The sequence below is a fragment of the Klugiella xanthotipulae genome, from assembly GCF_006716695.1.
In the GTDB taxonomy this organism is placed as follows: domain Bacteria; phylum Actinomycetota; class Actinomycetes; order Actinomycetales; family Microbacteriaceae; genus Klugiella; species Klugiella xanthotipulae.
Genome location: NZ_VFPN01000004.1, coordinates 121,794 through 142,553, shown reverse-complemented (window position 1 = coordinate 142,553; position 20,760 = coordinate 121,794). Strand labels below are relative to the sequence as shown.

Sequence of the window (20,760 nt, the reverse complement as noted above, 5' to 3'; positions counted from 1 at the left end):
CGAATTCCCCCGCCACCAGCCGGGCCGCTAAGCTAGGCAGGCCGACCTCCCACCCCTCGCACCATCCCAAGCATCCTGGAGACCACCGATGATCGCTGCCCTCGAACTCGGCCTCATCTACGCCGTCATGGCGTTGGGGGTCTACCTGACGTTCCGCATCCTCAACTTCCCCGACCTCACGGTCGATGGCAGCTTCACCACCGGGGCGGCGGTCGCGGCCATGCTAATCACCAACGGCGTTCCCCCGCTGCTCGCCACCGGGGCGGGATTCGTGGGCGGAATGCTCGCCGGGCTCGTCACCGGCCTGCTCCACACCAAGGGCAAGATCAATGGGCTGCTCGCGGGTATCCTCACCATGATCGCGCTGTACTCGATCAACCTCAAGATTATGGGCGGCACCGCCAATCTCGCCCTCACCATGCAGGGCACACTCTTCACGCCGCTCGCGGATGCGGGCATCCTGGATACCGGGCTCTCCCTGGTCATTCTCTTCGTCGGTGCGTTCCTCATTAAGCTCGTGATCGACTGGTTCTTGCACACCGATGTGGGGCTCGCCGCACAGGCCACGGGCGACAACGAGCAGATGGTGCGCAGCTTTGGGGTGAGCACCGACACCTCCAAAATCCTGCTGCTCATGCTCTCCAACGGGCTCGTCGCGCTGTGTGGGGCACTCATCGCCCAGTATCAGGGTGCCGCCGACATCAGCATGGGCGTTGGTCTCATCCTTGTGGGGCTCGCCTCGGTCATCATCGGTAACGCACTCGTGGGCACCGGCCGTGGCATCTTCATCACAAGCCTCTCCGTGATCGTGGGTGCGGTGCTCTACCGCCTCATCATCTTCCTCGCGCTCGACCTCAACTTCGACCCCAACGACATGAAGCTCATCTCGGCCGTGATCGTGGTGATCGCGCTGCTGCTGCCGCGCCTCATCCGCCGCCGCACCCCCCGGGCGCTCCCGGCCGAACCCACCAGATCCGCGGTCATAGCGGGAGGGACACAGTAATGCTCACCATCACGGATGCCCGCAAAACCTTTTTCCCCGGAACCGTCAACGAGAAGCCCGCCCTGCGCGACATCACCCTGCACCTTGCCCCCGGCGATTTCGCCACCATCATTGGCAGCAACGGGGCCGGTAAATCCACGCTACTCAACGCCATCTCCGGCACCCTCCCGCTCGATGCGGGCAGCATCCAGATCGACGGCATCGTTGTCAACCGGATGAACGACCACCGGCGTGCCCGCTTCATCGGCCGGGTGTTCCAGGACCCCTCGGCCGGAACGGCCCCCAGCCTCACCATCCAGGAGAACATGGCCATCGCCCTGCGGCGCGGCCAGCGTCGTGGGCTGGGCTGGGGCGTCACCTCCGCGCGCAAGGCCCGGTTTCGGGATGAACTAGCCACACTCGAACTGGGGCTCGAAAACCGTCTCACCGCCAAGGTGGGTCTCCTCTCCGGCGGACAGCGACAGGCGCTCTCGCTCCTGATGGCCACGTTTACCCAGCCCAATATCCTGCTTCTTGACGAGCACACCGCTGCCCTCGACCCCCAGCGGGCCGAGCTGGTCACCCGCCTCACGCAGAGCGTGGTGCACCAGCACGGGCTCACGACCCTCATGGTCACGCACAATATGGAGCAGGCGCTGCGTGTGGGCAACCGGTTGATCATGATGCACGACGGCCAGGTCATCCTGGAACTGGATGCCGACCAGAAAAAGACCACCACCGTGCCCGATCTGCTCCGCGAGTTCGAGAAGATCAAGGGCGCAACCCTCGACGATCGCACCCTCCTCAGCTAGACCCGGTACCCCCGAACCCGGGGATGGGCTCAGGGGTACCGGGTCTCTCTCGTAGGCGATCCGGGGTGACGAGCCCAGTGACTAGACCCGGCGACGTCGGGCCGCCACTACGACGGCGGCACCGGCGAGGAGAGCACCCGCGCCGACGGCGAGAAGCACCGAGGCCTCGGAGGCACCCGTGCTCGCGAGCGAGCGGATAGCGGTGGCCTTCGTGGGCTGTACCCGGACCAGCTGAGACTGCGGAGCATCCGTGAGCTGTGCGGCCACGACATTCTGCTGCACTCGACCCGTAAACGAGCCGGAGGGGTCGGTAAAGTTAAAGCTCTGCGCACCCACGAGCGAGTTGAGACCGTAGAGCAGGCTCTTCCCGTCGTATGTGGCGCCCGTGGCGAGAGCCGAGATCCCCGGCACCGCACGGCGAGAATCGAGCAGGCGGAAGGCGAAGGGGGTACCCACCACCGCATCCGACAACTGGATACTCTGGTTGGTAGCCAGCACCGCAGCCGAGAGCGGGGCAAGGGCCGACAGGTCGGCCACCCGGTTATCGGACACATCGAGGACGGCCAGCTTCGCGGCACCGGCGAGAGCCGACACATCTGACACCTTATTGCCGCTCACATCGGCCGTGGTGAGGGCGGGCAGTGTACCCAGCGGGCTCAGGTCGGTGACGGCGTTCTCACCGACGTTGACCTCTGCCAACAGGGGCAGGCCGGTGACCGGTGACAGGTCAACAATCGTGTTCTCGGCCACGGCAAGGGATTGCAGATTGACCATCTTCTCAACACCCTCAAGCGAGGTGAGCGAACCCGCGGGGCAGGCCAGACTCGTGATGTCGGTGAGGGTCACCTCGGTGATTGGGCCACCGCTGAGCTCGGTGGCCACACAGGATTGGAGGGCTTTATCCGCGATGGTCACGGGGGCACCCAGGTTACGCACCACGTTCTGCGTGACGCTGACGGAGAGCGTGCCCGACGTGCTGCTGGGCACAAACTCTGTCACCTGGGTGGTGCCCACCAGTGCGGGATCGGTGTAGGTGATCGTACCCTGCACGAACGTGACCCCTGCGGCCACTGCGGTGGGCGTGGGAACGGAACCGTCGGCATCCAGGAGCGTGAGCGGGGAGGGGGTGTTGAGTTCGACCGAGGGCAGGGTAACCTTCTGGCTTGCGGCCTTCACTCCGCCGGCAAAAACACCGCTAAACCCACTGACATCGAGCAGGTGGTTGCCGCTGACATCCACCCGGGCGAGCTTGCCGGAGCGGGCAAACGAGGGCACCACGGAGAGATTATTGTTACTCACGTCGAGCACGCCGAGGCTGGCCAGGCCGGTGAGTGGCTGGAGGTCGGTGATCTGGTTGCCACTCAGCGTGAGGCTGCTGAGATTGGGCAGCGCCGCGAGCGGGCTGAGGTCGGAGACGTTCTGGTCTCGAATCGTGATCGAGGTGAGATTGGGGGCCTTCTGGATTCCCTCCAGGGAGGACACCGGGTAGAGCAGGCTGCCACAGTCGATCGTGGTGATTGCCGCGAGTTGCCCCTCCGTGAGGGCGCCAGTGGTGCCACCCGTGACACCGGTGAGGCAGCGGGCGAGGCCCGGGTCGTTAATCACCACAACATCGCCAGGGGCGGCCTGTGCCGGGCTCACCAGCAGAAGCGAAGCCCCCACCGCGGTGGTAATACCGAGCACAGCGAATCGTCGCATACGCGTAGACAACATATAGGTGGATCTCCTCAAAGCATTTTGGGTATCCCAAAATTTTCCCCCCACAGGAATGCCCGGTACCGAAGCACCGAAAAAAGGGCCAGCCCCAGAACAGACCCCGTGGTGCCGGGCCGACTCGGAACAGATCCCTCATTTCGAAGACAGGCCTATGCTACACGCCACCCCCGACACCGGCAAAAACACCTCCTGCTTCGCACCGAGATAACCGGCAAAAACCGGGAAATTCGATCAAGAAAGGGGCCCTCCGTCCGGCGCATACGAGCGGCCGGAGGGAGGACCCCAGGAGTCACGGTTAGGGTCCGCGACTCGTGCCAGATACGTCTCAGAGGCAACCCCGCGGCGGGGACGGCGGGAACACACGGCGGCCCCTCGGAGTAGCGGCGGCCCCGGGAACACGGGCCAAAACCACCAGGAGGGCTGCGGCGAGGGTGTGGCGAGCCCCCGTTGCGGCCAGAGAATCCAGACGGTACAGCAGGCTGCGGCCGTCACACGAGACCCCGGCGGAGGCGGGTGCCGCCACGAACGGGACCGCAACAACGGCAGCCGCGATACCGAGGCCAAGCAGGCGGGATGCCATCATGAGGTGATCTCCTTGAGCGGATATCCGGGTTCAGCGCACATCGCACCCTCACGAGGTCACCCGAATATCACGTACCGTGTGGAAACCAGCGCCCCTTAGCTGTGCCGACGATCCTTCATCTTCAGGATGCCCGGACAACACGCAGGTTCTTCCAAATTTTTTTCAATATTACACAGGAAGGCGCGATCAGCCAAACGAGTCACCGCACCGAGATTCTCCCCGAAACCGCGGACTAGAACATCCAGGGCACCACCTTCACCTGGGCGACACCCTTCTCGAAGCCGGTGACGGTGCCCAGGACAGACACGGTGATGGGGGTGGACGTGGTGGAGGGGGCGCTGATTCCGCTCACCGGATCACGGGTATCCGAGCGCATCGAGGCTTTGCCCGGGGTGACGGTGCTCACGCTCCACGCGCCAGCCTTGTAGTCACCAATCGAGTAGACGGGCCAGGGGTCAATGGACCACACCACATTGGTGTACTCGAAGTAGTCACGCTCCTTGGTGGCACCGAAAGGGCATCCCGCGGGAGCGAGTTCGCCCGACTGGGCACAGGTCTTCAAGAACGAGGTCATGGCCTCCTCCACGGAGGCCGTCCCCTCCTCCGTCAGGGTGTAGCTGAGGGGGTGGATGCCCTCAATGGCCTGTCCGCCGAACGCGGTGACCGCAACCGAAACCTCCTCGGAGGTGAACCACGTATTATCGGCCACACTGATGGTGTAGGTGCCGGGGAGGGCCCGCAACTCGGGAGAATCTGCCGAGTTGTCGATGGTGATGTCGGCCACGCTCAGCACCCCGCCGGTGGGCACGTTCAGTTGGCTGACATCAATGGTGTTGAGTGTGAGACCGGCGAGCGACCAGGTATCGATCACGCCGAACTGGGAACCGGAGCGGGTGAGTTTAAACGTCTGGTCAACGGTTTCCTTGCCCTGGGTCAGTTCTGCCTGAACCGTGGCGGTGTCCCCGGATACCGTGGTACCCGTGACGGTAAAATCGCTGATGCGGTTGGGGAGGTCGTCGTAAACGTCGTTGCTGAGCAGCACATCATCCGCACCGACCGGGAGACCGATGCTCTCAAAGGCCTGCTCGGGCGTGCCAGCGACAAGCTGCGAAAGGAAGCCATCAACGACAGCCTCGGGCGCGGCGGCCGCAGCCATACCCCGGAAGGCGAGGAGGCCCCCACCACCGCCAAGCAGTAGCACGGCGAAGATGATGACGCCGATCAGGAGACCGCGCTTTTTTCGACGCGGCTTGCCCATCGAATAGGGCGCGGTCCCGGGCGGAACGGGGGTGTGACCGGAACGACGATTTTTGGATTTCCGGCCTTTTTTTGTGGGCACGAGCGGCTGATTCGCCGGGAACGTGTTGACGTGCTGATCGGCCGGGAGGGAGGCCGGGGGTGCCGCCGGAGCGGCGGGTGGGGGTTGGACCTCAGCAGCGGGTGTGACCTGCATCGCGGGGGTGGGGAGGCTCGCTGCGGGGGGAGGGGAGGCAATCAGTTCCGACGGCTCGGCGAGGAGTTTGGGAGCACCCGGAAACTCGGGAGCGGATACAGGTTCAGCCGAAGGTGCGGGCGCGGCATCAGTCGGTACCAGGTCACCAAGGACCAGGGCCTCGAAAACGCTGAGGGAGGGTGCGGCCTCCGGGGAAGGTGTCTCCGCAGGCGCGGTGGACACAGAGGTGTCGTCCAATTTTCGGGGGCGCGGGGCAGGGCTGGGCACGATGCGAGGCGGGATGAGCGCGGAGTGTCCATCGGGCAACGGCACGGCCATCGGAATCGGTGGCGTGTCCGGGGTCATCGGTAGGACAAAAGCGCCGGCCGCATCTGTCTCTTCCTTCTGTACCGCGGCATCGGCCGAGCTGGATTCCTGCTGCGGGATAGCGGACCAGACAGGCTCGGCGGGCACGACATGCGGAGCGTAGTGGGCCGCGGGTGGGGCCGATTGTGCCTGGGTGGACGCAAAGTCATCGTCGTCTTCATCGTCACCTTCGTCGTTGCCCTCCTCATCGACACTGTCCTCGTCAGTACCGTCATCGTCGGCGACATCCTCACTGCCGGTGGTGGGGCGAGTCTGCTCCGCATCGTCCTCCTCCACGAACTCGCCGTCAATCGTGTCCTCTTCGGGGTGCGACACGAGGGGGATGCCCATCGTCTGTACCAGCTCGCCCTCATGGACCTCGTCGTTCAGCACGGCGTTGAGTGACGCGTCAAAGGATGCGCTCAGATTGGCCCACCACGAGTCGTCGGGTGCGGTTAATCCGGGAAAAGAGGGGGAGGGAGTCTCGGGGCGGGAGGGTGAGAAGGTTTCCGCTTCAGGCGCGGCGGCGGGATCAGACGGAGCCGCGTCGGGCTCCGGGAGCGACTCGTCGGCTGCCGCCTCTGCCTCTGCCTCTGCCTCTGCCTCTGCCTCTGCCTCTGCCTCAGGCTCAGGCTCTGCCTCAGGCTCTGCCTCAGGCTCAGGCTCAGGCTCAGGCTCAGGCTCAGGCTCAGGCTCAGGCTCAGGCTCAGGCTCAGGCATTATCGGAATAGACTCCGACGCGACCAAACCGACACCGGAGATGCCCTCTCCCGCCACGGGCTCCTCCGCCACCGTCACCTCCGCAAACTGAGACGATTCTGTAACATTTATGGGGTCGCTCAGGACCGAGGTAACGGTCTCCTCGTCAGCACTCTCCGAGGGCTCGCCGACATCCGGCGTGGTCTTGTTCGGCTCAGCCGGAACAGCCCGCCACCAGTCCGCGGCGCTTAAATACGAAGTCTTCTCCGGATTGTGGTCGCTCATAAAGCGCTCCCGTTCGTTCTCATTCAGGTCCCCGGCGGATAGTCTAACCGCCCGGTCAGGGAGCTTCCGCACCGCCCGTACCCTCTCTACATCTCTCCGCAGGCGACTCGCTCGGAAGGTTATCCACATTCTCTCCGCACCACCCTGCTCTCTCACGAGCCGGGCTAGACTGGGACACCTCTGGCATCCCACGAAACGTAAGGCTCTCGTCGCGTGACTGAATCACACTCATCCACCGCTCATGTTCCCGATACCGTCGCGAACGCCACGGCCACTCCCCGCAAGGAGCAGCCCTACGGCGCACTCGGGCTCACGGCCGACGAATACGAGATGATCAAGCAGATTCTCAACCGCCGCCCCACCTCGGGCGAACTCGCCATGTACTCGGTGATGTGGAGCGAGCACTGCTCCTATAAGTCCAGCAAGAAGTACCTGCGCCAATTTGGTCAGAAGGTCACCCCCGCAATGACCGAGAAGCTCATGGTCGGTATGGGTGAAAACGCTGGCGTTGTGGATGTCGGCGAAGGCTGGGCCGTCACATTTAAGGTCGAGAGCCACAACCACCCTAGCTACATCGAGCCGTTCCAGGGCGCGGCAACCGGCGTTGGTGGTATCGTGCGCGACATCATTTCGATGGGAGCCCGCCCGGTTGCCGTGATGGATCAGCTGCGCTTCGGTGCCATCGACAACCCCGATACTGCCCGCGTTGTGCACGGTGTCGTGTCCGGCATCAGCTTCTACGGTAACTGCCTCGGTCTACCCAACATCGGCGGCGAAACCTACTTCGACCCGGTATACCAGGGCAACCCGCTCGTCAACGCGCTCTCGGTCGGTGTCCTCCGCCACGAAGATCTACACCTGGCCAACGCCTCGGGCGTGGGGAATAAGGTCGTGCTGTTTGGCGCGCGCACCGGAGGCGACGGCATCGGCGGTGCCTCCATTCTGGCCTCCGACTCGTTCGACGATGGTGGCCCCACCAAACGACCCGCCGTACAGGTGGGCGACCCGTTTGCCGAAAAAGTTCTGATCGAGTGCTGCCTGGAGCTGTACCGTGGTGAACTCGTTGAGGGCATCCAAGACCTCGGTGCGGCCGGTATTAGCTGCGCCACGAGCGAGTTGGCGGCCAACGGAGATGGCGGCATGTTCATCGAACTCGACAGCGTGCTCCTGCGCGACCCCTCACTCACGGCCGAGGAGATCCTCATGTCCGAGAGCCAGGAGCGCATGATGGCGGTCGTGGCACCCGAGAAGCTTGACGCCTTCCTCGCGGTCACCCAGAAATGGGATGTTGAAACAAGCGTGCTCGGGCACGTCACCGACACCGGCCGACTGGTCATCAACTGGCGGGGCGAAGAGATTGTCAACGTTGACCCACGCACGGTTGCGGTAGACGGCCCGGTCTACGACCGCCCGGTCGCCTACCCCACCTGGATCGACGCCCTGCAGGCGGATAGTGCCGCGCGCCTCCCGCGCGAGGTGGGTGCCGACGAGTTGCGCGCACAGTTCCTCGCACTCGTGGCCAGCCCCAACCTGGCCGACACGAGCTGGGTCACCAACCAGTACGACTACTACGTAATGGGCAACACCGCGCTCAGCTTCCCGGATGATGGCGGCATGATTCGTGTTGACGAGGAATCGGGCCTGGGTTTCGCCATTGCCACCGATGCCAACGGCCGCTACTGCCAGCTCGACCCGTACGCGGGTGCCCAGCTGGCCCTCGCCGAGGCGTTCCGCAACGTGGCGGTCACGGGGGCCGTACCCGCCGCGGTGACCGACTGTCTCAACTTCGGCAGTCCCGAAAACCCCGAGGTGATGTGGCAGTTCTCACGAACCGTTGAGGGGCTGTCCGATGCCTGCCTCGCGCTCTCCATCCCCGTCACCGGCGGAAATGTGTCGTTCTACAACCAGACCGGTGACACCCCGATTTTCCCCACCCCCGTGGTGGGCGTGCTCGGCATCATCGACAACGTAGCCCGCCGGGTTCCCAGCGGCTGGCAGGATGAGGGCCACAACATCTACCTCCTCGGCACCACGGCATTGGAGCTTGATGGCTCCGCCTGGGCGGGCACAGTGCACGACCACCTCGGCGGTCTCCCCCCGACGGTAGACCTGGCGGGCGAAAAAAACCTGGCCGAACTTCTCCAGGCGGGCATCCAGAGTGGCATCATCGACTCGGCGCACGACCTCGCCGACGGTGGCCTCGCCCAGGCGCTCGCCGAGAGCACCATGCGCTTCGGCGTCGGGGCCCGCGTGTGGCTCACCGACATTCTGGAACGGGACGGTGTGGACGCACTCACCGCGCTCTTCTCCGAGAGCACCGGCCGCGTGATCGTCTCCGTGCCGCGCGAAGAGGATGTCAAGTTTAAGGGCCTCTGCGAGGGGCGCCACTACCCGGTGCTGCGCATTGGCGTCTCCGACGGCACGGGCGAAGCAGCCGCGCTGGAGGTGCAGGACCTGTTCACCATTCCGGTGAGCGAATTGCGCGCCACGAGCGCGGCCACGCTGCCGCACCACTTTGGGCCGGTAATCGGCTAACCCCCGGTCACCCCGACGGGTCACCGCGCTGAGACCCCACCCCGAGATATTCGGCGTGGGGTCTCAGCCGTTTTCACGGGGCGGGCGGGGAAGACCCAGAATGTCTCAGCGCTACCGTGCTCTAGTTGACCCCCATAAACATGTAGACGGTCTGCACCCGGCCCTCAGCATCCCGAAAAACTAGGTCAACACCGCGACCGACGGCGTTCCCCTCCGCCGACAGCATGGACCAGCGCAGCAGGAGCGCGTCACCCGCTTCGATGTGCTGGTCGTACACAAAGCGCAGCCCCCGAGCAACGATGTTCTGCTCGTGAACGCGGCCAATGTGCGCGGCGATCTCCTCCACCCCGTTCAGGGTCAACCCGATGGAGGACACCACCAGGCGTCCCTCCGCCGCCCACACCTGCTCGATGAGCAGGCGACGGCGTTCAGGGTCCGTCTCGGTCCAGGTTTCCAGGTACTGCCGATCACTGTCGGTGAGTGTTTCTGCGGTCATGGTGTTGCCTCTCGTCGAATGATTGTTGACAGCGTCATCTTACGATTCGATTGTGGTCACTGTCAACATACCGGTTTAGACTGGGCGGATGAGCCCACGCGACCCCGCCCCCACCCGTGCCGCAATCATCGCCGCCGCCGCAACCCTGCTCGAATCGGGCGGACCCGAAGCGGTCACACTCCGCTCAGTTGGCACCGCCGCCGGAGTCTCGCGGTCCGCAGCCTACCGACACTTCGACGACAAAGCCGCCCTGCTGCGGGCGCTCGCAACCCACACGCTCACGGACCTCGCCACGCGCATCCGCCGAGCCGCCGCCGAGGGGCAACGCTCACAGCTGCACCGAGGCTCTGCCGCCTACATCGCTCACGCGGTCGAGCAACCCCACCACTACCAACTCATCTTTGGCGACACCCCCCTCGCCCAGCCAGGGCCAGAACTCGATGCTGCCGCCGACGACGGGATGCGCGCCCTGCGCGAACTCGTCGAACGCGCCCAAGCCGACGGCGAGCTCCCCGACGGTCCACCGCGCGAACTCGCGACGACACTCTGGGCGCTCCTCCACGGCCTCGCACACCTCAGAAACACCGGACACCTGCACGAGCCCCGCACCGTCAACGGCGACACGGGCATCGACGATCTGCTAACACTCGCCCTCGCCACGCTGCACCCCTCCGACTAACGGAACCGACACGGACCCGCTCACACGGCACTCCCGAGTTACCCGCTCCGGCGGGAGGGCACACATCGCCCCACTCGCACCCCGGGGTTACCCGGACAGTACGCTTAGGCCCGCATCGCCCGCTCGGTCACGGCGATCAGTAGCCGCTCCGATACCAGCCGGGCCGGGATGCGCGCCAGGCACGCGTTGACAAACCCGTCCACCGCGCTCGGCCTGCCCGCGCGCAGTGCCCGGAACGCCGTGTCAACCACCTGCTCTGGTCGGCGACGTTTACCGAGAGAGGCGTGCTCCCCCGCGATACTGAAGAACGGCGTCTCGGTGGCCCCCGGCGCAATCGCAAGCACGCGCACGCCCGTACCGCGCGTCTCCGCCCACAGTGCGCGGCTAAACGACAGCACAAACGCCTTCGTCGCGCCGTAGACGGCCATGTGTGGGACGGCCTGGAACGCCGCGGTGCTGGCGACGTTCATGATCACACCATCCCGCCGCTGCACCATACCGGGCAGCAGTCGCGTGGTGAGGCCCACGAGCGTGCCCACGTTGAGCTGCACCTGCTCGGCCATGCGGACGGGGTCGGCCTGAGCCAGGTCGCCGTGGCTGCCAAAGCCCGCGTTGTTGAGCAGGATGTCCACCCGGATTCCGCGCTCGTCCAGCTCGGCCACCAGCTTCTCCGCAGACTCGGGAGCCCCCAGATCGAGGGGGATGACCGTGACGGTAACGCCGCGCTCACCGCGCAGACGCTCGGCAACCGCGTTGAGCTTGTCGGCGCTGCGTGCCACAAGGACCAGATTGCTGCCCTCGGCGGCAAGACGGGCGGCAAGGTCAACACCAATGCCGGTTGATGCTCCCGTAACGAGAGCCGTTTTACCGTGAAACGTGACAGGGTGTGACATGAAGATACTCTCAGACCAACTAGATGGTTTTTAATGGATGCACTGCATCGAGCGACGGGAACGCCGCCCGACGGTTAGGCCGACCGGGCCGATGAAACGATAATGAGCGGTTCAACCATACGCTGAAACAGGTCGGCTCGGCGGCGGAAGGCCTCCCCGTCCGGCTCCGCAAGGGCGGCCGTCGTTGTCTTGAGCCCGTCGAAGGCACCGACGAGCAGCACCGCGTAGTCGCGGACCCCCCCAGCGAGCATCAATTCCCCCGCGGCCTCCCCGCGAACAAGAATCGACTCGACCAGCTCTACCCAGCGGTCGAGGGCGTCGCCACCAACCTGGTCAGACTGTTCATCGCGCAGATCAGCCGATAGCCGCAGTACGCCCCAGATTTCGGGATGCCCATCCGTGATATCGACCAGCATGGGCACGAGGGCGCGCAGTTGATCGGCCGGTGATGCGTGCCGGGCCAGGGCGGCCTCCGCCGCCCCCAAAACGGTCGTCTTGTGATCGTTCACAACAGCTACGGCGAGTTCACGCTTCGATGAAAAGTGAAAATAGATGGCACCCTTGGTCATGCCGGATTCAGCAATAATGTCGTCCATGCGGGTGGCGGCATATCCTTTAACCCCAAACACACGGGCGGCAACATCGAGAATTTCGCGGCGGGTGAGGGCGCCCTTAGGCGTGAGTTGGCGTGGAAGAGTCATTCGCCCATCATAAAACCAACTATGCCGTATATCAAAAATAGCCCACTCATAGCATGGTCACGGGATGCCGATAGCCACCCTGCGTATCGTCTCACATAACGACGCGCCCCGGTGGCCCCCCACTCCGCGGCGCTCCCCGCCCACCACGAAAGGACATCATGAGCACCCCCACCCACGGCGACACCAACGGCACCCCGCAGCAGCCATTCCCGGCACCCCCGGCCCAGACAAGCCCGACACCCGATACCGGCGCACAGGCTTTCACCTCAGCGGGGACGCCGACAGCCGCCCCCACCGGCAACAAGCGGTGGGCCCTCCCCCGCGGCATTGTGATCGGTGGGACAGCGGCAGTCCTCGTGGTGGGCCTCGGCGCGGGCACCGGCATCGGCTGGGCCCTCGGCCAGGCCACCGCCCCCACCGTGCCCGTCGGTTTCCCCAATATGGACGGCGACTTTGACGGCGGTCCCGGTGGCCAGGGTGGCCAACCACCCCGGGGTGGGATGGGGCCAGGCGGAAGCAGCCAGGACGGCTCCACCCCCGACAGCACCACCACACCCGACGACAGCGACTCCAGCACCGGAACCGGAACGAGCAGCTAGCCTCCGGGCATCTCTCCGCTACGGCAGCGTCACGTAATGCGTGCCGAGCACAACGGGTTGAGCCTGCCCCGCGGTCAACTCGGCCGCGCGTTCGACCAGAACCCCCCACTGGTCGGGCGGAATTGAGAGAGTCATGGAGACATCCCCACCATACTCGGTGCCGACAACGACCCAGCCGCGACGATACGCCTCAGCCTCCAGCAGGGCGGCGGCCGGGTAATCACTCGACACGACCACCGACATCCGCCGCTCACGCACAACAGTGCGGGCGACCCCAATGGATTCCGCAACGGATGCCCGGTAGGCCCGGGTGAGACCACCAGCTCCCAGCAGGATGCCACCAAAGTAGCGCACCACCACGGCGACAACATCGCTCAACTCGGCCCCGAGTAGGGCCTCCAACATGGGCGCACCGGCCGTACCCGAAGGCTCGCCGTCGTCGTTGGTGCGCTGCACCTCGTGGCGCGCACCGAGCACAAAAGCGCTGCAGTGGTGGCGGGCCTTGGGATGCAGCTGCCGGGCCCGCGCAATCAGGGCCCGGGCGGCATCCTCCTCGGCCACGGGCGTCAGAAAGCAGATGAACCGGGAGCGCTTAATCTCGATCTCGGTCTCCACCGCCGAGTGAATAGTGCGGTACGGGGCCGCCTCCCCGGGGTCCGAGTTCACGGTTATGAGCGTAGCGGATGCGGGCGCCGAGGGATGCAGCGGCGCAGAACAAAACGGTAGGGTGGCGTGAGTGTCGTGGCGGGGGTCACGGCGGCACGGATAACCCGTGAACGCCGTAGAATGTGCCTGACCTTTCAGATCACCGTTGACGCCGAACGTATGCTTCACTGCGTTGAAAACTCACCGAGCGGGGTGAGACCCTCGCCCGGCACCAATGTGCCTTCGCCGACGCGCAGATCGTCGCATCGCCGCCACATCGCCGCCGCAAACGACACACTCTTCCGGGCTGCCCTGCCATCGGGCGAACTATCGGTGGCCGAACAGACCGGGATGCTCGCCGGATAGGATCATAATGGCGTGCACCATCCCCCCGATAATCGCCGAAGGAGTTTCTCGCATGAGCGACGATGATCTTATTTACGACACCGTGATGCGTGATATTAGTAAGCTTCAGGCTCCGGGCGCTGCCGATTCTGTCCCGGTGGCCGGACCGAGAATCATACCGCCGGTGCTTTATCTGCCGATGCGTGAGGTCGCGGACGGTCAGCATATCGCCGAGGTGCGGAAGTTACCGGATGGTCGCCGCGTTGGTTGCCTCCACTGCGCTCGATCGGCTCGCTGAGCGTTGCGGGGCGGGTCAGCCGTGGATTCTCGTTCAGACGGAGGAGTTGGGAACCATCAAGGAACAACAGCCCTTTGACGCGGTGAGTTTTGATCCGCACTTTTCTGAACACCTCGTGCACAACGGGAGGCTGGCGTGAGCACTATTAAGGTCGAGCGAGACGAGATGAGCGCGCTGCTGAAGAAAACCGAAACGGCAGAGGGCACGCTCAACACCGCTTTAGCCGGTTTTTCGTCCAGTGCCGACGGGGGCATCGCAAGTGACAAGATTGCTTTAATCGTGCGGATCGCCCTGGAGAGTGCACAAATGGCGTCGAACGCCGCACATGGGGTTTGTGAGGTATCCCGCCAGGCGATTGAGAGCCAGTTCTTGACAGAGGAAGAGATCATGGAATCCCTTGATAACTTCACCGATGAGGCCTTTGCTAAGTGAGCGGCATTTACCTCAAGATCACGGGTGACCCTGCCGCGCTCTACGACCTAGCGGATTGGCTCGCGGAGAAACCGTCAAAGCTGAGTGACGAGCTACATCAGAGCCTGAAGAAGCTCAGAAACGATTCGACTGAGTATTGGTCTGGTCAGACGGGGGATGCTTTTCGTGAGACCGTAGATGCTATTGCGCGGGGAGTTGACCCGGTCGATATCTACGCCGCTGATGCGGCCGAAGTGTTTCGCGCGTTCGCTGGTCGCCTCAAACGCGGGAAGGATACGTTTCAGGACTACGCGGATTCTGCGGCGGCAGGGCGGCTGATTGTCAGTGGTGATTGGATCACGATGCCACTTCCGCCGCCCGCATACGCGTCACCGGAAGGCCCCACAGCACCGCCCACGTCGATGGAGGACGGGGTGTGCGTGCAGCCCTGGGCACCGGGCGACTACGATGAGGCCCGCGAACTCTTCAACGGTATTGCTGAGGATGTGGGGATCTGGTGGAGCGATCTCATGGAGTGGATTGATGAGCATTTTGTTCCGCTCATTAATCGTGTGACTGATTGCGATGAGCTCTCCTGGGTGCTGAATGCCCTCGGCGAGGGCAATAACCTCTCGCGGGGTACCGCGGTGAGCGCGACTCAGGGTCTCTGGGCCGAAAAACTTCGAGACTATGAGGTCGCCGCCGCCGAGGCTCGTGAAGCTGCCGATACGCATACTCATCGGCGTAACTCTGGTGACCCCGCGACGCGCAACCCGGCCCTGAGCGAATCGCAGAAAGAACTGAACGCCGCGCGTGACCTGCTGGACGAGGAAATCACGAAACTCAAGTTTCTCAAGGGCCCCATCATCGGCGTAGCGATTGACGTTGTCGCCGCTGGTGTTGACGTCCTCAACGGCGGGTCAATCTCATCAGCCGTTGTTGGCACAGGCGCGGGCATTGGAGTCGGCATCGGAGCCGGAGCTGGCCTCGGAGCCGCGACGGCCCTTCCACCAGTAGGAATTGCCGTCGCCGCCGGTTTCATTGCCTGGTTTGGAGGTTGGGCCGCAACAAACGCATGGGAAGGTAGTGTTCCTCTGGATATACGCGAAGCAATTGACGCGGGCGATTGGGACTACGTGTTTTCATGAAAAATCACCACCTACGTGGGACGATACGCAAGCCCCGACTCCACGCTTCGCCAGAGTACATAAAAGCACGAATTCCGAAACGACTATTTGCCCTCCTGGCAGGATCAGTCGCTTTCCTGCTTCTTACCCCCCTGATGGAGCACCCATATGTGCGATTTGTCGGGGCAGTAGGAATTTTGGGAGCAGTCATATTTTTTTCAGCTGTACTTCTCTCCGCGCGCACCCCGGCGGCTGGCGTGATAAATCTCGCGGCGCGTGCACCGCTCCGCTTTCCCTGCCCTCAGGTTCCCCGAATAATGGTTTCTCTCGGAAGCCCGTGCTGTATTTTCTTTGGCTTATTGTCGATTTTCTCTGTGCCACTCGCGGGGGAGATCATGATAGACGGTGCCCAAGACACTGTCCGAACATACGGAATTCTCCTCGGCGGACTGATCGGCCTCGGCTACTCGATCCGCTGCGGCATAACACCGTTCGGCATCGAAATCAGCCCCCAAGGCGTGCGGTGGCAAAGCTGGGGAAAGAAAACAGATATTCCGTGGCACGATATCCACAAAGTTGAACTTGGCATATTCAAACTGAGCCGGAGCATCCTTCTACGGGATCGCACAACCGGAGCAGCCCACTACATCGACATCAGCACAATGGGCTCCGACCCCACCATCATTGCCGAAACCATCGCCTACTTCCTCGCCCACCCGAAAGACCGCGACGCACTCGAAGACCCACTCACAGCACTCTCACTCGTCATCGAAACCACCAAAACACGACAGGTCTCCACCACATAAAAACAACGGCAGCTACCGCTTCCGCTCCGGCCGCTGCGCCAGCCCCGAACGGTCGGCCCCCGGGATCGGCCGCGAACGCCGCCCGTAGATCAGCTCGGAGGAGTCGAGCCGCCAGGGCACGAGCGCCACCGTCACGCCGTGCGTGAGCATGAGCTTCTGCCGCACCCGGGTGGCCCTGTGGTTGTGCAGGAGGCGCTCCCACCAGTGACCCACGATGTACTGCGGCAGGTATACCGTGACCACCTCGGCACCGTGCTTCTTGCGCCGGGCAACAATGTACTCGGTGAGCGGGATCGCGATGTCACGGTAGGGCGAGGAGATAATGCGCAATTTCTGGTGCATATCCAGGTCAATCCACTGCTGTTGCAGGTGGCGGGTGGACTCCTGATCCACCGAGACGTGCACAGCCTCCAGGCTCTCGTGTTTGGCCGCAATCGCGTACTCGAGAGCTTTCAGAGTGGGCTTCTGCAGGCTCCCCACGAGCACAATCGCGTGGTCGCCGCGCGCCCCGAAGTGGGTCACCCCGTCCAGGGCAATCTCGTGGTTGACATCCCGGTAGTAGCGGTTGATACCGATCATCACGAGGACCAGCAGGGGCATAATCGCAAACACGATCCAGGCCCCGTGGGTAAACTTGGTGATCGTTACCACGATCAACACACTCGCGGTCATCAGCGCGCCCAGCGAATTGATTGAAAGCCGCAGCAGGATAGTGGGCCGAGCACGGGAGGTCCACCCCAGTCGGCGCATCAGCTTCACCCAGTGCACCACCATTCCCGTCTGGCCGAGCGTAAACGACACAAAGACGCCGATGATGTACAGCTGGATGAGCTGCGTCAGGTTGGCCTGGTAGATCACCAGAATGGCGACGGCGCACAGGGCCAGCACGAGCATCCCGTTGGAGTAGACGAGGCGGTCGCCGCGGGTGTTGAGCGCCTTGGGCGCGTAGCCGTCCCGGGCCAGCACCGAACCGAGCAACGGGAAGCCGTTAAATGCCGTGTTGGCGGCGAGCAGCAGCACCGCCGCCGTGGCCGCCTGCACAACGAAAAACAGGATGCTGTTGTTGCCAAACGTGGCCGCCGCCACCTGGGCCACCAGGCTACGCTGCGGCGTGTTCTCACAGTCGGCCAGGCCGATCAGGTGGCAGGCATCCTCCGCGTAGTGCACGCCACTAATCATGGCCAGCGACAACAGTCCCACAAAGAGCGTGATCGCGATGCCCCCCATCCAGGTGAGCGTGCGCTGGGCGTTACGCACCTTGGGCAGGCGGAAGGCCGGGATACCGTTCGAGATCGCCTCCACACCGGTCAGCGCGCTACAGCCGCTCGCAAACGAGCGCAAGATGAGCAGCACAACGGCGGCCTGGGTGAGCGAATCCGCCTGCACGTCGAAGCCCGCGGACTCGGCAACGGGCGCATCACCCAGCAGGGTACGGCCCAGCCCCACAATCACCATCACCAGGATGCTCGCCACAAACAGATACGTGGGCACCGCAAACGCCGTGCTCGACTCGCGCACACCCCGCAGGTTGACCGCCGCGATGATGACCACGAAACCCACCGCGATCTCCACCCGAAACGGGTTGAGCTCGGGGATCGCGGAGAGGATATTGTCCACGCCGCTCGCCACCGACACGGCCACCGTGAGTACGTAGTCCACGAGCAGGGCAGAGGCCACAATCACCCCGGCCTTCTCGCCCAGGTTTTTGTGGGCCACCTCATAGTCGCCACCGCCCGAGGGGTACGCGCGAATCAGCTGGCGGTAGCTCGCCACCACCACGAGCAGCAGCAGCACGACGGCCGCGGCCACCCACGGTGCGAAGCTGAGGAAGGTGAGCCCGCCGAGCAGCAGAATCATCAGGAGTTCTTGGGGCGCGTAGGCCACACTCGACAGCGGGTCGCTCGCAAAGATGGGCAGGGCGAGACGCTTCGAGAGTAGCTGACCCTCCAACTTGTGGTTGGGCAGCGGGTCACCGATGATCCACCGTTTGGCTGCTCGCAGGTCTCCGTCACTCGCACGACTTTTATCCGTCACGAACGAGAACACTACTCCTGGACGGGAGCTATTGAGACACCTTTTGGTAACGATACGCGGCGGGCACGGTTCCCCACATCGTCATAGGCCGGAGGCCACGGCTAGACGCCCTCAAAGCCCTTCATGTTCACGATCGCCGAGGTCAAGCCCTTATCAGTGCTCGTGATGGCCCGGATCGTGGCCTCGCCGGAGGCCGCGGGGGCCGCCATGAGGAGCGCCTCGCGCGGAGCATCCGCAAAGACGGCGCTGGCCGGCACGACCGTCTTAACGTTCTTCAGCGTGCCCGTGAGCGACTTGAGGAGAGGCTTGGCCGTGCGGGAGTCATAAGCGGCAAGCGTCTGCTGGAGGTTCACAAACCACTGCGCCGATTCGATATCGTCAGCGTGGGCAGGCATCGCAATCTGGGGCACCAGCTGCACCTTGCCCTGGTTAAACGCGAGGGGCAGGCCCAGGGCCTTCACCAGGAATCCGCCCTGGCTGTAGGCGGCAAAGACCTTCTCGGCGAGCTGACGACGCGTCGCCAGCCGCAGAACCCAGAGGACCAGGACGATGGGCAGCGCGATCACCGGGCCCCACACATACGCGACCAGGATCGGGTTAACGTTGCCATTCTCCCCCAGGGTGGAGAAGAAGAGCGGGAGCCAATAGCGCGACCCCAGGCCCGAGTCAAGCGCCCCCGACACCGTGCTGAACACGTTGTACATGAGCAGAAGCAGGGCGATAAAACCCACAACGGCGAGCGCCTTACCGAGCGCACTCTCCGGTTTGACGTGCCGCGAGAACCCCTCGGAGGTGGACAGCGTGTGGCTCACCGGCGTGGGAATCGACCACAGGGTGGGAGCAGTCATGGGGTAGTCCTGTTCTTATCGGGGCGAGGTCTCCTGGGCCGTGGTACTGCCGGACCGTCGCAGAATCGCTCACCAGGATACCGGATATCGCTCATCCCGGCTCGTGTCGGCGGTGGCGGGTAGAATCTGTGCCTATGGATACGCGCTGCATCACCTGCGGATCGGTGGCCCTCAGCCCCGAGCACTGGCAGCAGCGCGCCCTCGAACACGCCGAACGGGCCGATACGCTCACAGCAGGTTGGCGCGCACGCCGGCTCTCGGGTGAGACCCACGCCGTCGAGGATTTCCTCTTCACCTACTACCCGGTCAGACCCGCGCTGCTACGCCGCTGGCACCCCGGCGCGGGGGTCTGTCTGGCGGATGCCGGAGCCCACGAGCGGGCCGAGTGGCGCTGGTACCGGGGCTGCGGGGCGGGCCGCGTGGTGAATGCATCCGCGTTTCTGACGGCCAAACTCGGTACGGTCACCTTCGTGGAACAGCTGCTCTCGCAGACGGCCGCGCGGGCCGGGCAGTTCAGTTGCTTTGGGCTGCACGAGTGGGCGATGGTCTACCGGCAGCACCCGGGTGAGCAGCGGCACGAGCACACGCCGCTCCGACTATCGCGGGGCGACACGGATGCCGTGGTTGAGTCGCACAAGATTGTCTGCTCCCACTACGACGCGTTCCGCTTCTTTACGCCCGAGGCGGTGCCACTCAACCGGGCGGCGCCCGTCCCCACGCGCGACAACCAGCCCAGCACGGAGCAGCCCGGCTGCCTGCACGCGGGGATGGACGTATACAAGTGGGCGAGCAAGCTCGGGCCGCTCGTACCCGGCGAGCTACTGCTCGACACCTTTGAGTTGGCCCTGAGCATCCGCACACTCGATATGCAGGCCTCCCCCTACGATGTGTCGGCCTACGGACTGCCCGCTGTGGCCATCGAGACGGATGCCGGTAAGGCAGAGTACGTGCGCCAGCAGCGCAGCTTCACGGAGCGCTCCAACGCGCTGCGCAGCCGAGTAGTGGAGGCGATTGCCGCGGCGCGGGCCGCCGCCGGGGGCGGGGTGCGGGCCGCATGATCGACACCGAGAGCATCCCCCACCTGCGGCGCAACGCCCGGCTCGAGCGTGCGGCGCTAATCGAGCACCACGCCAGGGAGGGTGAAGACCCGGCCGAGTTCATGGCCGTAATGCCCAGCGTGGACGAGCTCGTCGTGGCGACCCTGCTCGACGACGAGCTGCACGGGCGCGGCCTGGCCGCCGAGCACGGCCTGGCCCGACTGGCCGGGATGAGTACCGTGTCCGACGCCGCGGAACATCGGCGTAATGCCGAGGCGGTCGAGCGCCGACTGCTGCACGAGATCCCCCGTGAGCACCCCGAGCTGAGCACGGCGGTCTGGTACCTGCTGGGGCGGCTGGGTACCCCCTAAGCGGGATGCCCCACCCCGCCTCGCTACCGTCCGCACCGGTTGCGGGGTAACGTTGTGAGT

General features: G+C 64.3%; 22 protein-coding genes. 13 read left to right on the top strand and 9 right to left on the bottom strand.

Translation table 11 applies throughout. The features are described 5' to 3' along the window. Positions 1 to 88: 88 nt before the first annotated feature. Positions 89 to 1,003 (top strand): ABC transporter permease, encoded by a 915-nt coding sequence (locus tag FB466_RS12995; protein ID WP_141918945.1) that lies wholly within the window; start codon positions 89 to 91, stop codon positions 1,001 to 1,003. Further along, positions 1,003 to 1,794 carry an ABC transporter ATP-binding protein gene (locus FB466_RS12990; protein ID WP_141918943.1) on the top strand — a complete coding sequence of 264 codons (792 nt, stop codon included), beginning with the start codon at positions 1,003 to 1,005 and terminating at the stop codon, positions 1,792 to 1,794. Before FB466_RS12995 ends, FB466_RS12990 begins: the two co-directional genes overlap by 1 nt. 81 nt (positions 1,795 to 1,875) lie before the next feature. Here FB466_RS12990 and FB466_RS12985 read toward each other — a convergent pair whose 3' ends face one another. From FB466_RS12985 to FB466_RS12975, 3 genes are all read right to left on the bottom strand, one after another. Next, positions 1,876 to 3,507 (bottom strand): leucine-rich repeat domain-containing protein, encoded by a 1,632-nt coding sequence (locus tag FB466_RS12985; RefSeq protein WP_141918941.1) that lies wholly within the window; start codon positions 3,505 to 3,507, stop codon positions 1,876 to 1,878. Positions 3,508 to 3,835: 328 nt separating this feature from the next. Further along, entirely contained in the window at positions 3,836 to 4,093 is a 258-nt protein-coding gene (locus FB466_RS12980; protein ID WP_141918939.1) for a hypothetical protein, read from the bottom strand. Positions 4,094 to 4,325: 232 nt separating this feature from the next. Beyond that, positions 4,326 to 6,875 (bottom strand): hypothetical protein, encoded by a 2,550-nt coding sequence (locus tag FB466_RS12975; RefSeq protein WP_170206134.1) that lies wholly within the window; start codon positions 6,873 to 6,875, stop codon positions 4,326 to 4,328. Between the two features lie 213 nt (positions 6,876 to 7,088). Between FB466_RS12975 and purL the strand changes: the two genes are divergently transcribed. Next, a complete protein-coding gene (purL, locus tag FB466_RS12965) occupies positions 7,089 to 9,410 on the top strand; it encodes a phosphoribosylformylglycinamidine synthase subunit PurL (RefSeq protein ID WP_141918935.1) in 2,322 nt (773 codons plus the stop codon). A 121-nt stretch (positions 9,411 to 9,531) separates the two neighbouring features. On the opposite strand, the gene FB466_RS12960 is transcribed toward purL, so the two are convergent. Then, complete coding sequence (locus FB466_RS12960) at positions 9,532 to 9,906, bottom strand: nuclear transport factor 2 family protein (RefSeq protein WP_141918933.1); 375 nt, start codon at positions 9,904 to 9,906, stop codon at positions 9,532 to 9,534. 88 nt (positions 9,907 to 9,994) lie between these two features. Here FB466_RS12960 and FB466_RS12955 point away from each other — a divergent pair, with 88 nt between their 5' ends. Beyond that, a complete protein-coding gene (locus FB466_RS12955) occupies positions 9,995 to 10,585 on the top strand; it encodes a TetR/AcrR family transcriptional regulator (RefSeq protein ID WP_141918932.1) in 591 nt (196 codons plus the stop codon). A 104-nt stretch (positions 10,586 to 10,689) separates the two neighbouring features. On the opposite strand, the gene FB466_RS12950 is transcribed toward FB466_RS12955, so the two are convergent. Further along, complete coding sequence (locus FB466_RS12950) at positions 10,690 to 11,478, bottom strand: SDR family NAD(P)-dependent oxidoreductase (protein WP_141918930.1); 789 nt, start codon at positions 11,476 to 11,478, stop codon at positions 10,690 to 10,692. A gap of 74 nt (positions 11,479 to 11,552) precedes the next feature. Next, positions 11,553 to 12,179 carry a TetR/AcrR family transcriptional regulator gene (locus FB466_RS12945; protein WP_141918928.1) on the bottom strand — a complete coding sequence of 209 codons (627 nt, stop codon included), beginning with the start codon at positions 12,177 to 12,179 and terminating at the stop codon, positions 11,553 to 11,555. Positions 12,180 to 12,337: 158 nt separating this feature from the next. Here FB466_RS12945 and FB466_RS12940 point away from each other — a divergent pair, with 158 nt between their 5' ends. Next, positions 12,338 to 12,778, top strand: coding sequence for a hypothetical protein (locus FB466_RS12940; RefSeq protein ID WP_141918926.1), 441 nt, complete (start codon positions 12,338 to 12,340; stop codon positions 12,776 to 12,778). A gap of 18 nt (positions 12,779 to 12,796) precedes the next feature. Here the strand turns inward: FB466_RS12940 and FB466_RS12935 are convergent, their stop codons facing one another. Further along, positions 12,797 to 13,444, bottom strand: coding sequence for a YigZ family protein (locus FB466_RS12935; protein ID WP_141918924.1), 648 nt, complete (start codon positions 13,442 to 13,444; stop codon positions 12,797 to 12,799). Between the two features lie 120 nt (positions 13,445 to 13,564). On the opposite strand from FB466_RS12935, the gene FB466_RS13550 reads away from it, so the two are divergent. The 6 genes from FB466_RS13550 to FB466_RS12915 all read left to right on the top strand — a co-directional run bounded on the left by FB466_RS13550 (position 13,565) and on the right by FB466_RS12915 (position 16,410). After that, complete coding sequence (locus tag FB466_RS13550) at positions 13,565 to 13,789, top strand: hypothetical protein (protein WP_170206132.1); 225 nt, start codon at positions 13,565 to 13,567, stop codon at positions 13,787 to 13,789. Positions 13,790 to 13,841: 52 nt separating this feature from the next. Next, complete coding sequence (locus FB466_RS13820; protein ID WP_246054675.1) at positions 13,842 to 14,066, top strand: hypothetical protein; 225 nt, start codon at positions 13,842 to 13,844, stop codon at positions 14,064 to 14,066. Then, positions 14,020 to 14,205 (top strand): SAV_915 family protein, encoded by a 186-nt coding sequence (locus FB466_RS13965; RefSeq protein ID WP_342777462.1) that lies wholly within the window; start codon positions 14,020 to 14,022, stop codon positions 14,203 to 14,205. The genes FB466_RS13820 and FB466_RS13965 overlap by 47 nt, the downstream gene beginning before the upstream one ends. Then, positions 14,202 to 14,498, top strand: coding sequence for a hypothetical protein (locus FB466_RS12925; protein ID WP_141918922.1), 297 nt, complete (start codon positions 14,202 to 14,204; stop codon positions 14,496 to 14,498). The genes FB466_RS13965 and FB466_RS12925 overlap by 4 nt, the downstream gene beginning before the upstream one ends. Beyond that, on the top strand, positions 14,495 to 15,625 hold the full coding sequence (locus FB466_RS12920) for a WXG100 family type VII secretion target (RefSeq protein WP_141918920.1): 1,131 nt from the start codon (positions 14,495 to 14,497) through the stop codon (positions 15,623 to 15,625). Before FB466_RS12925 ends, FB466_RS12920 begins: the two co-directional genes overlap by 4 nt. 374 nt (positions 15,626 to 15,999) lie before the next feature. Beyond that, a complete protein-coding gene (locus FB466_RS12915; protein ID WP_141918919.1) occupies positions 16,000 to 16,410 on the top strand; it encodes a hypothetical protein in 411 nt (136 codons plus the stop codon). Positions 16,411 to 16,422: 12 nt separating this feature from the next. Here FB466_RS12915 and FB466_RS12910 read toward each other — a convergent pair whose 3' ends face one another. Both FB466_RS12910 and FB466_RS12905 read right to left on the bottom strand, forming a co-directional pair. Beyond that, positions 16,423 to 18,444 (bottom strand): APC family permease, encoded by a 2,022-nt coding sequence (locus FB466_RS12910; protein WP_246054674.1) that lies wholly within the window; start codon positions 18,442 to 18,444, stop codon positions 16,423 to 16,425. 101 nt (positions 18,445 to 18,545) lie between these two features. After that, complete coding sequence (locus FB466_RS12905) at positions 18,546 to 19,292, bottom strand: hypothetical protein (protein WP_141918917.1); 747 nt, start codon at positions 19,290 to 19,292, stop codon at positions 18,546 to 18,548. A 134-nt stretch (positions 19,293 to 19,426) separates the two neighbouring features. Here FB466_RS12905 and FB466_RS12900 point away from each other — a divergent pair, with 134 nt between their 5' ends. Both FB466_RS12900 and FB466_RS12895 read left to right on the top strand, forming a co-directional pair. Next, positions 19,427 to 20,350 carry a 3-methyladenine DNA glycosylase gene (locus FB466_RS12900; RefSeq protein ID WP_141918915.1) on the top strand — a complete coding sequence of 308 codons (924 nt, stop codon included), beginning with the start codon at positions 19,427 to 19,429 and terminating at the stop codon, positions 20,348 to 20,350. Beyond that, complete coding sequence (locus tag FB466_RS12895; protein ID WP_246054673.1) at positions 20,347 to 20,700, top strand: hypothetical protein; 354 nt, start codon at positions 20,347 to 20,349, stop codon at positions 20,698 to 20,700. The genes FB466_RS12900 and FB466_RS12895 overlap by 4 nt, the downstream gene beginning before the upstream one ends. The last annotated feature ends 60 nt before the right edge of the window (positions 20,701 to 20,760 follow it).

Excerpts from the sequence above, each read along its gene's own strand:
- FB466_RS12995 (WP_141918945.1), top strand. The coding sequence starts at position 89 with ATGATCGCTGCCCTCGAACTCGGCCTCATCTACGCCGTCATGGCGTTG.
- FB466_RS12990 (WP_141918943.1), top strand. The coding sequence starts at position 1,003 with ATGCTCACCATCACGGATGCCCGCAAAACCTTTTTCCCCGGAACCGTC.
- FB466_RS12985 (WP_141918941.1), bottom strand. The coding sequence starts at position 3,507 with ATGTTGTCTACGCGTATGCGACGATTCGCTGTGCTCGGTATTACCACC.
- FB466_RS12980 (WP_141918939.1), bottom strand. The coding sequence starts at position 4,093 with ATGATGGCATCCCGCCTGCTTGGCCTCGGTATCGCGGCTGCCGTTGTT.
- FB466_RS12975 (WP_170206134.1), bottom strand. The coding sequence starts at position 6,875 with ATGAGCGACCACAATCCGGAGAAGACTTCGTATTTAAGCGCCGCGGAC.
- FB466_RS12960 (WP_141918933.1), bottom strand. The coding sequence starts at position 9,906 with ATGACCGCAGAAACACTCACCGACAGTGATCGGCAGTACCTGGAAACC.
- FB466_RS12955 (WP_141918932.1), top strand. The coding sequence starts at position 9,995 with ATGAGCCCACGCGACCCCGCCCCCACCCGTGCCGCAATCATCGCCGCC.
- FB466_RS12950 (WP_141918930.1), bottom strand. The coding sequence starts at position 11,478 with ATGTCACACCCTGTCACGTTTCACGGTAAAACGGCTCTCGTTACGGGA.
- FB466_RS12945 (WP_141918928.1), bottom strand. The coding sequence starts at position 12,179 with ATGACTCTTCCACGCCAACTCACGCCTAAGGGCGCCCTCACCCGCCGC.
- FB466_RS12940 (WP_141918926.1), top strand. The coding sequence starts at position 12,338 with ATGAGCACCCCCACCCACGGCGACACCAACGGCACCCCGCAGCAGCCA.
- FB466_RS13550 (WP_170206132.1), top strand. The coding sequence starts at position 13,565 with ATGTGCCTGACCTTTCAGATCACCGTTGACGCCGAACGTATGCTTCAC.
- FB466_RS13820 (WP_246054675.1), top strand. The coding sequence starts at position 13,842 with ATGAGCGACGATGATCTTATTTACGACACCGTGATGCGTGATATTAGT.
- FB466_RS13965 (WP_342777462.1), top strand. The coding sequence starts at position 14,020 with ATGGTCGCCGCGTTGGTTGCCTCCACTGCGCTCGATCGGCTCGCTGAG.
- FB466_RS12915 (WP_141918919.1), top strand. The coding sequence starts at position 16,000 with ATGATAGACGGTGCCCAAGACACTGTCCGAACATACGGAATTCTCCTC.
- FB466_RS12905 (WP_141918917.1), bottom strand. The coding sequence starts at position 19,292 with ATGACTGCTCCCACCCTGTGGTCGATTCCCACGCCGGTGAGCCACACG.
- FB466_RS12900 (WP_141918915.1), top strand. The coding sequence starts at position 19,427 with ATGGATACGCGCTGCATCACCTGCGGATCGGTGGCCCTCAGCCCCGAG.
- FB466_RS12895 (WP_246054673.1), top strand. The coding sequence starts at position 20,347 with ATGATCGACACCGAGAGCATCCCCCACCTGCGGCGCAACGCCCGGCTC.